Source organism: Nonomuraea sp. NPDC003707 (assembly GCF_053587055.1).
In genome coordinates, this window is sequence record NZ_JBSFNK010000003.1 from 540,151 (window position 1) to 554,548 (window position 14,398).

General features: G+C 71.4%; 10 protein-coding genes. 3 read left to right on the plus strand and 7 right to left on the minus strand.

Translation table 11 applies throughout. From position 1 onward, the window contains the following. Positions 1 to 72: 72 nt before the first annotated feature. Positions 73 to 1,407, plus strand: a complete 1,335-nt coding sequence (locus ACWDRB_RS10060; protein ID WP_449892719.1) for a hypothetical protein — start codon at positions 73 to 75, stop codon at positions 1,405 to 1,407. Between the two features lie 39 nt (positions 1,408 to 1,446). On the opposite strand, the gene ACWDRB_RS10065 is transcribed toward ACWDRB_RS10060, so the two are convergent. Both ACWDRB_RS10065 and ACWDRB_RS10070 read right to left on the minus strand, forming a co-directional pair. Beyond that, on the minus strand, positions 1,447 to 2,265 hold the full coding sequence (locus ACWDRB_RS10065) for an MOSC domain-containing protein (protein WP_449892720.1): 819 nt from the start codon (positions 2,263 to 2,265) through the stop codon (positions 1,447 to 1,449). An 18-nt stretch (positions 2,266 to 2,283) separates the two neighbouring features. After that, entirely contained in the window at positions 2,284 to 2,886 is a 603-nt protein-coding gene (locus ACWDRB_RS10070; RefSeq protein WP_449892721.1) for a hypothetical protein, read from the minus strand. A gap of 274 nt (positions 2,887 to 3,160) precedes the next feature. On the opposite strand from ACWDRB_RS10070, the gene ACWDRB_RS10075 reads away from it, so the two are divergent. After that, positions 3,161 to 3,310 (plus strand): hypothetical protein, encoded by a 150-nt coding sequence (locus ACWDRB_RS10075; protein ID WP_449892722.1) that lies wholly within the window; start codon positions 3,161 to 3,163, stop codon positions 3,308 to 3,310. Between the two features lie 123 nt (positions 3,311 to 3,433). Beyond that, positions 3,434 to 5,047, plus strand: a complete 1,614-nt coding sequence (locus ACWDRB_RS10080; protein ID WP_449892723.1) for an SMI1/KNR4 family protein — start codon at positions 3,434 to 3,436, stop codon at positions 5,045 to 5,047. Here the strand turns inward: ACWDRB_RS10080 and ACWDRB_RS10085 are convergent. From ACWDRB_RS10085 to ACWDRB_RS10105, 5 genes are all read right to left on the minus strand, one after another. Beyond that, positions 5,033 to 5,932, minus strand: coding sequence for a hypothetical protein (locus tag ACWDRB_RS10085; RefSeq protein ID WP_449892724.1), 900 nt, complete (start codon positions 5,930 to 5,932; stop codon positions 5,033 to 5,035). The genes ACWDRB_RS10080 and ACWDRB_RS10085 overlap by 15 nt on opposite strands. 165 nt (positions 5,933 to 6,097) lie before the next feature. Next, complete coding sequence (locus ACWDRB_RS10090; RefSeq protein ID WP_449892725.1) at positions 6,098 to 7,759, minus strand: AbfB domain-containing protein; 1,662 nt, start codon at positions 7,757 to 7,759, stop codon at positions 6,098 to 6,100. A 32-nt stretch (positions 7,760 to 7,791) separates the two neighbouring features. Next, positions 7,792 to 12,270, minus strand: a complete 4,479-nt coding sequence (locus tag ACWDRB_RS10095) for a hypothetical protein (RefSeq protein WP_449892726.1) — start codon at positions 12,268 to 12,270, stop codon at positions 7,792 to 7,794. Between the two features lie 236 nt (positions 12,271 to 12,506). Next, positions 12,507 to 13,430, minus strand: a complete 924-nt coding sequence (locus ACWDRB_RS10100) for a substrate-binding domain-containing protein (RefSeq protein ID WP_449892727.1) — start codon at positions 13,428 to 13,430, stop codon at positions 12,507 to 12,509. 227 nt (positions 13,431 to 13,657) lie between these two features. Beyond that, complete coding sequence (locus ACWDRB_RS10105) at positions 13,658 to 14,362, minus strand: alpha/beta fold hydrolase (protein ID WP_449892729.1); 705 nt, start codon at positions 14,360 to 14,362, stop codon at positions 13,658 to 13,660. Positions 14,363 to 14,398: the final 36 nt, after the last annotated feature.

Sequence of the window (14,398 nt, forward strand, 5' to 3'; positions counted from 1 at the left end):
CCCCATGTCGTTGACCACCCCTCCAGTTGATGTTACTAATGCAGGAAACCTTCATAACGACGGAGGCCACCTGTGGTCACGCGATTAGCCGCACTGGTCCTGCTCCTCACCGCCCTGCTGGCCGTCCCCCTGCCCGCCGAGGCGGCCACCGGCTACGCGTTGACGGCCGCGCAACTGGCTCAGGTCAGGCCGCTGGCGTTCACCTCGACCATGTCGGCGCGTGACGCGGTGGTCTCCACGCTGCCGGTGACCAAGGTGCGGATGGACACCGTCATCGCCGGCGGCTACACCACCCGCGCGATCTGCCACCCCACCGACCTCCACGTCTCCGTCCCGGTCAGCGGATTCTGCTGGAACGCCACCGACGACACGACCGCGAACTGGTTCCCGCAGGGGATCACGGGCAGCGGCGACGGCATGAACGGCTCGGTGCTCTACCCGCCCTGCGACGGCTGCGCCGGCCGGAAGATCGTCGCGGTGAGCTGGCGCAGCGGCGCCTCCCACGAGTACGGAGCCAACCGGCTCGCCAGGGTCACCTTCGCCGACGTCACCGCCGGAATGTCGGGAGCCCCCTACCGCCACGTCGTCCTGGTCGAACCCGACGGCACCGCCGAGGGCTTCCGCGAGATCGCCACCCACGCCGACGGCATCTCGTGGTACGGCAACAAGCTCTTCCTCGTCACCGGCGGCGACCCGGACGTTTCCGGCGGCGACCGGCTGGTCCGCGTCTTCGACCTCACCCACTTCTGGAAAATGAACTCCACCACGTCGGGGAACGTCGGCTGCGTGAGCGGCGTCTGCTCGGCGGCGTACTCCGGCTTCGCCCTGCCGCAGATCGGCTACTACCGGCTCAACTCCCCGGCGGTGTGCGCCAGCCTCGACCTGACCAGGCCCTGCCTGAACGGCGTCTCGCTCGACCGGAGCGGCGCCGACCACCTGACCACCGTCGAGTACAAGAGGGGCGCCTCCGGCGGGAAGATCCTGCGCTGGCCCCTCGACCCGTCCACCGCCCTGCTCAGGACCGGCTCCGACGGGCTCGTCCACCCCACCGAGGGATGGACCAGCCCGGTCTGGGAGCTGCAGGGCGGCGTGTTCACCGGCGACAAGGGCGTCCTCGTCGGGTTGTGCCCCGACGGCGCGCCCGCCGTCACCTACATGCCGGGCGGCACGGCGAACATCTCAGGGGATTACCGCAAGTCCTGCCTGCACCGCGTCACGATCTCCGCCGACCGCGGCACGCTCGACGTCCACTACATGACCACCGCTCCGGGCAACGCGCAGAACGTCGCCTACTGGCCGGCCAGCGGAGAGATGTGGCTGGTCAACGAGTTCCGCGGCGATTACGACGCCATCTACGACAGCGACCGCCTCGTACTCGCCCTGAACTGCCCGAACCTCGACTGCTGAGACCGGCACCTCGCCGGCCACGGTGCGCGATCGATCCGGTCAGCGGGCGCTGACCGGATCGCCCACCCGGATCGTGCCCGGTTCGAGGGTGACGAGGCGGATGCCGAACCAGGTCTTGCCGTCCCACTTGTGGTACCGGGCCAGCGTCCGCAGCGGCTCCTTGCCCTTCACCTGGGTCTCCGGATCGATCGTCGTCACCGCGCAACGGTCGCAGATCTCCGAGACCCGGAAGGGGACGTCGCCGATCCGCACCTCGCGCCAGCCTTCCTCCGCGAAGGCCTCCGCGCCCTCGATGATCACGCTGGGACGGAACCGTACCCGTGACAACCGGCCGGGCGGATCCTCGCCGTGCCTGGCGGCCTCCTCGGCCAGCCACCCGTCCAGGGCGAGCGCGGACGACTCCGAGATGAGCAGGAGCGGCGCGTCCCACGCGAAGCTCACCACCTCACCCGGCAACCCGCCGTGCGCCGGGTCGATCGACCGCCGCGTGGGGTCGTCCAGCCACACCAGCCGGGCCGGGCGTCCCAGCAGCTCGCTGAACCAGGCGTGCGCGGCGTCGTCGGCGAGCACCGCCTTGTCCAGGCCGGTGAAACCGACCCGCGTGGCCGCACCGGTGGCGGGCGGCACTGTCAGGGGTTCCATGCCGCGCGCCGCGAGCCGCAGACCGTCCTCGTCGGTGGGGTGCGCGGCGACGGACGCCAGGCGCGGGAACTCGCCCAGCCACAGGTTGTCGCCGTTCTCGTCGACGACCGCCCACCGCCGGTCCCCGTCCAGGCCCCAGGGGTGAACGACCGCCTCGGACCGCGCCCAACCCTGACCCGATTTCAGCGGATAAATCAGGATTTGATCAAGGATCACCGCCCAAGCTTATCCGGTTCAGTAACGGCCGTCAGGAGGCAAACATGTCACCACTCCCGCCTCCTCAGGCGTGGCCTCGCCGCCGAGGACCGCGGCCACCCGCGCCCCCAGGGCCTCGGGCAGCATCGGGACCGCGCCGGCGATCTCCGCCGCGCTCACGCCGAACGCGGCGGCGTGCCTGATCGCCAGCGCGGCCGCCCGCCCCTGGACCTCGTAGGACGCGTGGGCGAACGCCGTCGTCAGCGCTGGCGCCAGGCCGGCGGCCCGCCCCGGCGCCTGCCGTACCTCCGCCTCCAGCCAGCTCAGCCCCGCCCGCGCCAGCTTGGCCTCCGGGCGAAAGGTGAGCGCGCCGATCGCCTCGGCGACCTCCGCCGGGTCGTGCGGCCCGGTGCGGCGCACCTGGGCGAGCGCGAGCTCGGCGACCGTGCCGGGCGCCGAGGGCAGCAGCCGGAGGTAGTCCCGCGCCCGCGCGCCCGCCTCCTGCGGCGACGGGTCGATCAGCGTGTACAGCCGTACGAAGAAGCGCAGGTCGATGGCGTCGCCCCCGCGCAGGAAGCGGCTCACGCAGCCGTCGAGGAGCTCCCCGCGCGACACCTGCCCGGACGCCAGGAGCTCCCGCATCCGGGACAACCACGGGGAGGGCGCCGGTTCGAGCCGTTCCTCGCGCAGCGCGCGGCCCGGCGGGACGGGAGAGGATGACGCGGACCAGGTCGGCCGAGTCCTGCGCGGTCACCCACCGCGGGGAGAACTCGCGCCGGCCCAGCCACGTGGCCGCGGCGGCGGAGCCCGCGATCGTGCCCGCGCCCACGATGCGCAGCGACATCCCGAACCCGGCGAGCACGCCCGGCATCGTCCCGTCCCACGAGAGCGACTCGCCCTCGTCAAGGGACTCCCAGTGCTCACCGGCCATCCGCCCGGCGGTCTGGCGCAGCTCCTTGAGGAAGGCGGGCAGGCGCCGCGCCACATCGGGGCGCTCGGCCTCGTCCAGCGCAATCACGCGGTCGGCCAGGTCCGCGGTCCTGCCCTCGGCGACGAGGCCGCGTAGCTCCTGCCAGGCGGGTGACGGGATCACTTGTGTCATGGGCGGGAGATTAGAGATCATCACCGACAAAGCGACCGGGTGCGGATCCGGCCGTTCACAAGATCGAGTCGGGTGGGGAAAGGCCGCGTGATCGACGACGTACTCCGTTCCATGGCCGAGAAGATCGCGGCCGCGGCGCCCCCGAAGTGGCGCCGGGCCGAACTGCGGGGGTTCGCGACCGGCGGCGGCGGGTCCGGGCACAACGGCCTGACGTACGAGCCCGGCGCCGGCGGCGGTGACGTCGACCTGCACGCCGAGCTGTGCGCCGTGCACACGCTGGCCGGGCCGGCCGGCGATCATCTGACCGTCGAACTGGTGGTGGAGGCCAAGGGGCGGTTCGAGGCGGTGGTCAGCGAGTCGCTGGAGCGTGCCCACGGCGGCGGGTTCCTGTACGTGCTCGACCGGCACGCGCTCCCGGCCGAGCCGGCGGCGTTCCAGAAGGGCCCGGTGGAGTCCACGCAGGCGGGAGACCCGCGGGAGGCGGTCGCCCTGCTCGGCGCCTATTTACGGGAGCGGGACCGGATTCTGGGGCGGGACACGTACGCGCCGCCGCCCGCCCTGCCGGAGGCGCGCCGGGCCGAGCTCGCGATGGGGCTCCCCGACGACCTCCGTGCCCTGTACGCGCACATCGACGGCGACGGCGGCGAGGGGCTGCTGGAGCGGCACCCCTGGTTCGGCCTGGAGAGGCTGGTGAGCCAGAGCCGCCCGGAGAACCGCTGGTGGGCCGCGGGCCGCGCCTGGCGTGACCACCTGCGCACCCCGTTGATCACCAGCACCGGCCCGCCGCTGGCGGTGCGCCGGGCGTCGGACCACCCGGGCTGGATCCCGTTCGCCACCAGCACCGGCGGCGACTTCCTGGCCGTGGACCTCGCGCCGGGTCCCGGCGGGCGCTCCGGCCAGGTCATCCGCATGGGCGTGCACCACGAAGACGGCCCGGTGTACGTCGCCGACTCGGTGACCGGCCTGCTGCATCGGCACGTCGCCGCGCTGCGGGCGGGCGCGTACCGGATCGAGCAGGGCGAGCTGTGGATCGACGCCGAGGAGCCGGAGGAGGAGCCCCGCGCGCTGGTCGTCGCCGGCGCCGACGCGGCCTCCATGCGCGGCATGCGCGCGGGGATCGAACGCCTGACGGTGCTGAACGCTCCCTGGGCCGACTTCCGGCCCCTGCGCGGGACGCCGACGCTGTGGCAGATCACCGTGGAGAACGTGCCCGGAGCGGACCTGGGCCCGCTCCGCGACACTCCGGTGGAGCTGCTCGACCTGGCCATGGACGCGATCGACCTGTGGCCGCTGGCGGGCCACGCCACGCTGCGCCTGCTGACGCTGCGTACCGCGAACCCCGTGGACCTGGCGCCGCTCGTGTCGTGCCCGCGCCTGTACGGGCTGGACCTGTCCGAGGCCACCGTCAATGACCTCGGCGTGCTCGCCGACCTCAAGAACCTGCTCTACCTGCGCCTGCGCCGCGCGCAGTGGGAGGAGCTCTGGGAGCGGGCGGGCCACCCGGCGGGGCTGGCGGCGGCCGAGCTGGCCGCCGAGCCGCCCCGGGAGCGGGCCTGGTGGTGGTCGGTCGACAGGTCCTACCACGCCCCGGAGCCGTCGCTGAGGACGGCGGTCAAGTGGGCGGCCGACCTGGCGGGCAGGTCGGCGGACGTGCGGACCTTCGCGGGCCGGTTCGCCCGCGGCGGGTCAGCCTCTCGTTGAGATCAGCTCCAGGGCGCGCTGGTACTGCTCGGTCGACGGCTGCCGGGTCCAGGTCATGCCGGGCAGGCTGTCCGACAGCATGCGCGCCATGACCATGGACATGACGTCGGACGGCTGCGCCTGCGGCATCTGCGGGCGCATCGACCGGTATCCGGCGAGCACCCGGCCGTAGTCGTACATCAGCGTGTTCGTGAAGCGGCTGCGCTCGGCGTCGGCGCTCTCCAGCCCCGCCACGAACTCGGGCTCCGGCTCCTCGATCACGGCCTTGTAGACGTCGAGCCGGTTGCGGATCTCGCCGGGGGCGGCGTGGCTGTGGGCGTCGTCGTACATGCGGGCCACGTGCTGCGGCATCTCCACGAGCACGGTGAGCATGCCGTAGCCGCCGTCCTCGTCGCCGTAGCCGCCGACGCCGCCGTCCACGCCCTGGGCGTGCGTGGCGCTCATCATCGCGCTGGTGAAGTCGTACTTGTCCATGCCGTCGACCGGCTGGGCCATCCAGTCGTCGTCGAGGTGCAGCACGCCGCCGGTCTCGCTCTGCGCGGCGCGGTCGATCAGGTGGCGTACGGCGCCCGCCGGGTCGGCCAGGGCCTGCGGGCCCATCGCGGCGAACTGCTCGGTGAGCAGGTACAGCGAGATCATCATGGACGGGTCGTAGACGCGCAGCGCGCCGGCCTCGCGGTGCGGGTAGACCGTGCTCTCCTCGTCGTACGCCTCGAGCCCGGCCATGAAGGCCCGCTCCTGCTCGTCGTCGAGGATGAGCTCCCAGGCCCACTTGCGTTCGACGTGGAACTTGTAGAAGTCCTCGCCTCTGAGCGGATCTCGGAACTTCCACCACAGAGCCACGCCCGCGACCAGGGCGACGATCACACCCAATGCGATCCACATAGGGGTCCGTCTCTCTTTCTCTCGGGTTTACTGCCGGAAAAGCCGGACGGTAGCAGTGAAGATCCGCCGATCTCCCGGAAACAACCAGAAAGGAAGGACGTGATCACCTTCAGTAGCCCCTAGCGGGCGGCACCCAGTCGGTGGCGCCGCCCGCCCGTGACGGGGTCAGGCCCAGGCCGTGACGGCCGTGAAGGAGCTGTCGTCGCGGAACCCGGTCGTGCCGTCGTAGGCGTCCACCCAGAGCTCGAAGCCGCGGTGGCGCAGGAAGCGGCCGGGGTAGTTGCTCGATTCGAGGCGTACCGAGCCGCTCGCGGCGCCGGGGACGGCGTAGAAGGTGGCGTCGGCCCTGAACACGGCGGTGCCGTCGTCGCTGCCCAGGCGCGCCCGCCAGCCGGAGTGGCGCAGGTAGCGGCCGTCGGCGGCGCGCAGGGAGTAGCCGTTCGGCGCGGCGAGCCCTGTCACGATCGTGAAGGTGGCGTCCTGGCGGGTCTGGGCGTCGCTGGAGGCGCTCACCTCGTGCAGGTAGCCGAGGTCGTTCTGGTGCCTGGCGTAGCGGGCGGGATAGTTGACCGAGCGCAGCGACCTGGTCGTCCCCGTCGGGAGGGTGGCGGCGCCGGGGACCCTGGCGTGCGTGAGCGTGCCGAACCCGAGCTGGTCGAAGCCGCCGCTGTTGGGCCCGTAGTCGCCGCCGCCGCCCTCCGGCCGCACCTTGGCGACGAACGCGGCCGAGTACGGCATCGCCAGGCCGCGCCTGACGGCGTAGTGGTGGTAGACGGTCTCCCAGACGGGCCGCACCTCGCCGCGGCTCGCCGAGGAGATCGCGGTGTGCGTCTGCTGGGCGCAGTTCTGGCCGGTGCCCCAGGTGTAGGCGGTGAACGGGACGTCCTCGCCCAGGTTGTACTTGGCGATGTACTCGCACGCCTTGGCGAACCGGTTGCCGTCGTAGCCGTACAGGTCGATGCCCTGGTTCCAGGCCATCTCGCAGAAGGCGCCCATCTGGCCGACGCCCATCATGGTGTGGCCCTGGTCGCGCCCGCTCTCCTGCCACTGCGCGAGCCCGCCGCTGTGCAGGAACGGGATGGCGTGCGCGATGGAGCCGTTGCCCGCGCCCGTCTTGAAGTACGTGACGGCCCGGTCGATGAGGTCCTGCCGGTCGCAGAGCACGCCGATGGCCAGGATCGAGTTCATGGAGCACAGATCCCAGTTGGCCCAGTAGTTGGTGATGCAGGCGTCGTTGTGGTTGGTCAGGAAGCTCTCGTTGAGCGGGTGGAAGACGTTGAGCATCATCCGCTGGAAGCGGGCCAGGTCGAAGCCGCCGTAACCGCGCATGATCTCGGCGACGTTGGCGAACTGGTAGCCGTAGATGCCCGCGGCCAGGAACCGGTCGGCGTTGCCGGTGACCGTGGTGAGCGTGCCTGACCAGGCGTTGAGGATGTCGCGCGCCTTGTCGCCGTGCGCGGTGCTGCCGCTGACCTTCCAGCGCAGCGCGTTCTGGTAGGCGGCGTGGATGTCGTTGTAGAGGATGCCGTAGTTCTGGCCGTCGCCGCCGCGGACGATCGTCGCCTGCGGGTTGGGCGTCCAGGTGCTCTGGGAGTGGGAGTTGGCCACGAGCCGGTCCCAGCCCGCCTTCCACGGCTGGGCTCCGGCGTTGACCATCGAACGCATGCGGTCGAAGTCGGCCTGCGTGTGCAGCAGGCCGGGGTGGCTTGCCGCGGCGGCGGGCTCGGCGCGGCCCAGCAGGGCCGCGCCGGCGCCGGCGGCGAGCACGGTGTTGAGCGCTGTCTTGAGGGCTCCGCGACGGGTGACGTGGGGGGTGCGTGCGGACATGACCTCTCCTTAGGGGGTTGGAGGGTACGGGGTCACAGGCTCGCGAGGGCGACGCGCAGCCGCTCGGCCGCGGCGTCGATCTGCTCCTGACCGGTCAGCTCGGAGCGGGCGTGCTCCAGCGCGGCGGTCAGCTCGGGGGTGCGGCGGCTCGGATCGACGGCCTCGGCCTCCTCGATGAGCAGGTCGAGCAGGGTACGGTCGTCGCTCATGGACAGGAACTCGATCTCCGCCACGTTGGTGTTGCCCGACGGGAAGGCGACGCGCAGCCACGGGTAGGCCGCGGTCCGCGGGAGCGGGACGGAGTACCACTGCGCCGCGTCGACCCCACTGACCGTGTGCAGGTCGGTCCAGGTGGCGCCGTCGTCGGCGGATCCCCTGAACACGGCGCCGTTCAGCCGCGTGACGTGGGTGGAGCGCGGGTGGTAGCGGACCGCGTCCAGCGCCACCGCCGCCGGCAGGCGCACGTCGATCCAGCCCGCCGAGGTGGTGGTGTCGGTGGCGGTGGCCAGGTCGCCGTCGAAGGCTCGCCAGCCGTTCTGGGCCTTGGTGCCGCCGCCTCCCCACGGTTCGGTGGACGCCTCCACCATGGACGGCTCGACGGTCACCTTCTTCAGCAGCGTGCCGACCGGCACGAGCTGCTCGACGGCGGCGTAGATCCGGTCGATCAGCTCGTCCTCGTCGCCGCCCGCCCGCGCCTCGGCGATCGCCCGGGTGAGCAGGTAGTGGCTGCCCTTGGTGTAGTCGGCGGCGGGCAGCTTCTCCGTCTCGGCGATCACGGTGGCGAGCGGTTCGGCCGTCGCCATCAGCAGGCCCGAGCCCGGCCGTTCGGCGCCGTCCGCGCCGATCGCCGCGATCCGGTAGAAGCGGGTGCCGTGCCGCAGCGGTTCGTCGGTGAAGTCGAAGGCCAGCGCGCTGGACAGCACGGGGCGCCAGGCGGCGCTCGCGCCGTCCTTGCGGTAGACGGTGAACCGGGTGGCGGCGTCCGGCTTGCTCCAGCGCAGCGTCACCCGGTCCCGGGCCCGCTCCACCCGTGCGTACAGCGTCCCCTCGCGGTCGGGCGACACCGTGACGTGGGTGAACGTGGCCGCCGTGGCCGCCGCGACCCCGGCGTACACGCCTTCGGGGAAAGGCGTGAACAGCTCCGCCACGTACGACCACGACCGGCCGTCCTTGCTCGCCCACGCCCGCACGATCTGGGCGTCGGCGTCGCGTACGAGCTTGACGAACGGGTACTCGGCCGCGGTGTATCCCTGGATGCCGGCGTCGATCGGGCTGCGCCGGTCGTCCTGCCAGTCGTGCCGGGAGTCGCGGGTGCGATTGCGCAGGACGAGCCGGCCCGAGGCGTCCGCGCCGAAGTAGATGTAGCGGGCGTCGGCCCGGAGCAGCACGCCACTGGCCGGGCCCCGCGCCTGCTCGATCCGGGCGCTGACCGACCCGCTGCCGGTGAGCACCTCGTTCGAGAACAGCAGGGTGTCCTTGATGTCACGCTTGTCCAGGTAGTAGTCGTCGCCGTCGCCGAGGCCCTTGCCGTCGCCCCCGGTGAGCTCGACGCGGTGCCCGTCGGCCTTGACGCGGCCCGCGACCTCGCCGACGCGGTCCACCGGCGCGGCGGGCGCCTGGACGGCCTGCGAGGCCCAGCCGGAGCCGTGGCGGTTCACGCCGGTCACGGTGTAGGCGCCGGACTGCTTGCCGGCCTCGTACGTCGTGCCGCGGACCCCGGTGGCGACCACCTTGCCGTCGCGCCTGATCGTGTACGACTCGGCGCCGGCGGCGGGCTTCCAGGTGAGGGTGACGCCGTCGCGGTCGCGCAGCGCCTGGACGAAGTCCACGTGGTGCGGCTTCGGCCGCTCGGCCACGGCGCCGTCCAGCCTCAGCACCATCGCGGTCTCGGGCGGCACGCTCACCGCGCCCCCGGCCACCCGCCTGCCCGAGACCAGGTCGACCGCGTCGCCGGGCACGTCCAGCGAGAACGAGCGCTTGTTGCCGTAGTCGTCCCGGGTGGTGTTGAAGGCGAACACGTAGTTCCCGTAGCGGGCGGTCAGGAAGTCCGCGTATCCGGAGTAGGGGGTGTCGAACTCGTAGTTCTCCCGCCGCACGGTGCCGACGCCCGGCTGGTAGGCGGCGGGCAGGATCTCACCGGCCAGCGCCTGCGGCAGGCCGCCGTCGCCCTTCTGCTGGTCCTCCATGAAGTCGACGTCGATGTTGTCCATCCGCAGGTTGTAGTCGCGGTAGGCAAACTGCGTGTCCGTGGCGATCTGCACGACGTTGTGGTGGTCCTTGTCCAGGACGTGCAGCCGCCCGTTCCCGGCTACACCGCGCTGCCGTTCGAACAGCGAGCCGAAGATCCGGGTGTCGCCGTCGCGTACGGAGACGAACATGTCGTCCACGTCCGCGAACGCGAACCGCTCGTAGCGGGCCGGGTCGACGCCCAGGGCGGCGAGCTCCGCGGGCGTGTACGCGGCGAAGTCCGTCTGCGGGAGCACGGCCCCGGCCGCCGGACGGGCACGCAGGTAGGCGTAGGTCTCGGGCAGCCACATGTCGTACTTCCGCTTCGCCTCCACGGAGGAGAAGGTGTTGAAGTACTGGTTGTCGGCGATCTGCTGCTGGACGAACCCGGCCGCCTCGTTCGCGTAGCGCCGGTACGGCTCCCACTCCGCGCCCGCGTACCGCTCGGCGTGCTCGGACATGTGCTTGTCCAGCGTGACGTACTCCATCGTGCGGCCCTCGGTGTTGCGCAGGGCGTAGGCGGGCCAGCCCGGGTAGGCCGCGTTGCGCTCGTCGACGGCCATCTCCGCCAGGGCCACCCGCTTGCCGTCGTCGTCCGTGCCGGTGTAGCGGGTGAAGCCGCGGGCGTGCAGGTTCTTCAGCGCCAGCTTGAGGATCTCGTCGTTGAGCTTCTCGTCGCCCTGGTGGCCCCAGGTGCGGAAGAAGTACTCCGGCAGGTAGTTGGTGGCCTCGCCGTAGTTGGCGACGAAGGTGTTCTCCCTGGTCAGGCCGGCCTTGGTGATGCCGGTGTAGTGCTCGCCGTACGGCAGGCGGCGCACCACGCGCCCGTCGGGACCGAGCTTGCTCCTGGCCAGGCCCTTGCCCACGATCTGCGCGAAGTCGTCGGTGAAGCGGGCGGTGGTGTCGTGGTAGAAGAGCGAGTGGTAGAGGTCCAGGTCCTTGCCGTCGGGCCCCACCAGCACCTCTTCGCCGAGGAAGGGCTCGACGCCGAGCGCCTCCAGCAGGATCCGGTGGCTCCTGGCCTTGCCCTCGTAGAAGCGCGACCCGATCACCCGCAGGCCCTCGTGCGCCTCCCACGCGCCCTCGTAGGTGTACATCACCTGGTTGTAGATGTAGGACAGGCGCGCGCGGGCGAAGTCGAAGTTGGCCTTCAGCACCCGCTCGTACGCCTCGCGCCGGGACAGCTCCCCGCCGTCCCAGTCCACGCCCTTGAGCGAGGACGGCCCGTCCTGCGTGCCGGTGACGAAGGGCTCGTCCAGGAACGCCTCGAACTCCTTCGTGCCGTACACCTCGGGGATCAGGTTCTCCACGATGTACAGCGCCTCGCCCAGGGCCCCGTAGTAGCCGCCCCAGTCGCCCTGGTGACCGCCCCGCAGCAGCAGCCGGGTGTCGGCGTAGTAGTCCTTGACGTGGTTGTCGATCGCCTTGAACAGCCGTCCCAGCGCCGCCTTCTTCAGCTCCGGCGTGTTCGCCGGCGTCCACGGCTCCAGCAGCGCCGAGGCGTAGAAGCGCAGGTCGTCCTGGTAGCGGACGATCGACAGCTTCGCCGTAGGCGAGGCGTCGAGCTGCCCGCTGTACTGGTTGAACAGGTCGATCTGGCTCTTCCGGTAGCGGTCGACCATCGCCTGCTTCTCGGCGTCGGCCGGCCCGGGCGCGGGCGTGGTGTCCGGGGTGACCGTCCCCTGCTTCTCGCCGGAGACGTCCAGGTACGCGGTGGTGTGCGTGTAGGCCCGATAGTAGCCGCGCGAGTCGGCGGTCACGGGCTGGGCGAACCCGGCGTCGTACGTCCGGACCGTCATCTCCACGACCCGCCGGCCCAGGGTGTGGCCGAGCGGCAGCATGATCGTGTTGTAGTAGAACCGGCCCGGCAGCGCCTTGCTCGACCCGAGGTTGATCGCCTCGTAGTCGCCCGAGCGCCGGTAGCCGATCTGCTCGCCGTTGACGTAGGCGATCGTCTTGTAGGGCGAGACATCGCTCCCCCAGAACTTCAGCGTGAAGTAGTTCTGCGCAACCGGATCGACCGCGACCCTGAACCGCAGCTCGCCGCCCTTGACGGTGGGCGGCGAGGTCGGCTTGGCGACGCGGGCGGGCTCCCCCAGCGCCCCTTCGACCACCGCGGTGGAGGCCGCCTGCAGCGCGTGCGCGCTCTCGGACTCGGTGTCGCCGAACGTGACCACGTCCACGTGTCCGGCGGGCAGAGGGGCGGCCATCGCGGGGGGCGCGGCGAGGAAGGGCAGCAGCAGGATCGCGGCGAGCGGGCCGCCTAACCGGTGCCGTATGAGCATGGCGGATCTCCCGATAGAAAACGTTCTCCCCGGAGATTAGGCCGCAGTGAGGTGCCCGACAAGAACCCGTTACCCAGGCGTTACATAGGCGATCAGTTCAAGCCCGGCGTTTTGCCAGTTCAGAGGCGTGATTGATAACCGGAAATCCAGGAATGCGCTTTCCCCTCTTGCCGACCCGCTGGGACGCGTTTACGCTGAGCGCACTCTGATAGGTACCGTTAACTACGCTCGCTGGCTCAGAAAGTCCAGAACTCGTTCGCGTTCTCCTTGGTCGCCAGCTTGACCGGGACCGCCACCGTCTTGGCGACCGTCTGGCCCTTGGCCACCTTGATGGCGTCCTGCACCGCCTGCCAGCCGATCAGGCGCGGCTGCTGGGTGACCGTGGCGGCCATGCTGCCCGCCCGCACCGCCTTGATCCCGTCCGGCGTGCCGTCGAAGCCGACGACCTTGACGTGGCCCGCCTTCGGCCCCAGGGCCTGGATCGCGCCCAGCGCCATCTCGTCGTTCTCCGCGAACACCCCGTCGAGGCCGGGGTGGGACCGGATGAGGCCCGTCATGACGTTCAGGCCCTTGGCCCGGTCGAAGTCGGCCCGCTGCGCGGCCACGACCTTGATCTTCGGGTACGCGGCGATGCCGTCGGTGAAGCCCTTGCTGCGGTCTCGGGAGGCGGAGGTGCCGGCCGTGCCGCGGAGCACGATCACCTCGCCCTTCCCGCCGATCTGCTTGGCCAGCTCCTGCGCGCCGAGCTTGCCTCCGGCCAGGTTGTCCGAGGTCAGGGTCTGCGCCACCGAGGCGTGGTTGATGGCGCGATCGGCCGCGATCACCGGGATGCCGGCCAGGTTCGCCGCCCTGACCTCCGTGGCGAGCGCGTTGGAGTCGACCGGGTTGATGATGACCGCTTTCAGCTTGCGGCTGGTGAAGCCCTTGATCTGCGTCGCCTGCCGGGAGGCGTCGTTCTGGGCGTCGGCGACGGCCAGCTTGGCCCCGAAGCGCTGCGCGGCCGCCTCTGCCCCGTCGCGGAACTGGACGAAGTACGGATTGTTCATCGTCGAGACCGACAGGCCGATGGTGAGGCCCTCCGTGGCGTCGCCGTTGGCGGGCACGCCGCAGGCGGCCGCGCCCAGAGCGAGACCGGCAATGGCGTACGCGAGACTTCGCATGATCATATCTTCTCGTTGGGCTTCAGCCCCGCTGCGAAAGGGCACCGACGCGGGCGGCGAGCGCGCTTCACAGGCACCCGTGACCGCCCGGCCGCTGCGCTGAGGCCGGGCGGCGGCACGAAAGGCCACCACGTAACCGCTGGTCAGAGTGTATGTGATGGTCTTCACGTTTGCCGAACCCGAGTTGTGAGACCGTCATCACGGCGACGGCGCGAACCCCAGGAGACTCAGTGGTCCCAGCCGGCCACCAGTTCCACGAACGTCGCCGGATGCTCCACGTGCAGGAAATGCCCGGCATCCGGCCACACCACGGTCCTGGATCGCGGGTAACCGGGGAGACCCGCCTCCCACCGCGCGGCCTCCGGCACATTGTGCACGGCGAGCACCGGACAGGCCCGTCTGGCCAGATATCGCTCGGATTCCCGCCGCACCCCGAACGCACCCGGCACGGTGTACATCCCGGCGTAGCACTCGGCCAGCACGTGACCTGGCGTGGCCAGCAGTTGCCCGGTGATCGGCGCGGGCAGCGGCCCGAGCTGCCGCAGCGCGGCGGCCACGCCGTCGGCGCGCAACGCCGCCAGGCGCCCGGGGATGAGCCGTTCCTCCTCCTCGTCGGCGCCGTAGGCGGGGGCGACCACGACCAGCCCGCTGACCAGCTCCGGGTGCTCGACCGCCAGCGCGGTGACCACCTGGGCGCCCATGGAATGCCCGACGGCCAGCACCGGCTCGTCGAGCAGCGGCACCAGGTCGCGGGCCAGATCGACGGGCCGGTACCCGGTCGCCGGGACCGGGGAGCGGCCGTGGCCGCGCAGGTCGGGGGCGATCACCCGGCGGCCCCCGAAGTCCAGGGCGCGCCACAGCCGGTGGTCGCCGCCCCAGCCGTGCACCAGGAGCAGCGGCGGGCCGCCCTGGCCCCAGGTCTCGACGTGCACCCTCATGGGGTGCCCGAGGTGCTGAAGAGACCGGTG

Bases quoted from the DNA above. Each gene is read 5' to 3' on its own strand.
- ACWDRB_RS10070 (WP_449892721.1), bottom strand. From the start codon at position 2,886: ATGCGGGAGCTCCTGGCGTCCGGGCAGGTGTCGCGCGGGGAGCTCCTC.
- ACWDRB_RS10095 (WP_449892726.1), bottom strand. From the start codon at position 12,270: ATGCTCATACGGCACCGGTTAGGCGGCCCGCTCGCCGCGATCCTGCTG.
- ACWDRB_RS10085 (WP_449892724.1), bottom strand. From the start codon at position 5,932: ATGTGGATCGCATTGGGTGTGATCGTCGCCCTGGTCGCGGGCGTGGCT.
- ACWDRB_RS10090 (WP_449892725.1), bottom strand. From the start codon at position 7,759: ATGTCCGCACGCACCCCCCACGTCACCCGTCGCGGAGCCCTCAAGACA.
- ACWDRB_RS10100 (WP_449892727.1), bottom strand. From the start codon at position 13,430: ATGCGAAGTCTCGCGTACGCCATTGCCGGTCTCGCTCTGGGCGCGGCC.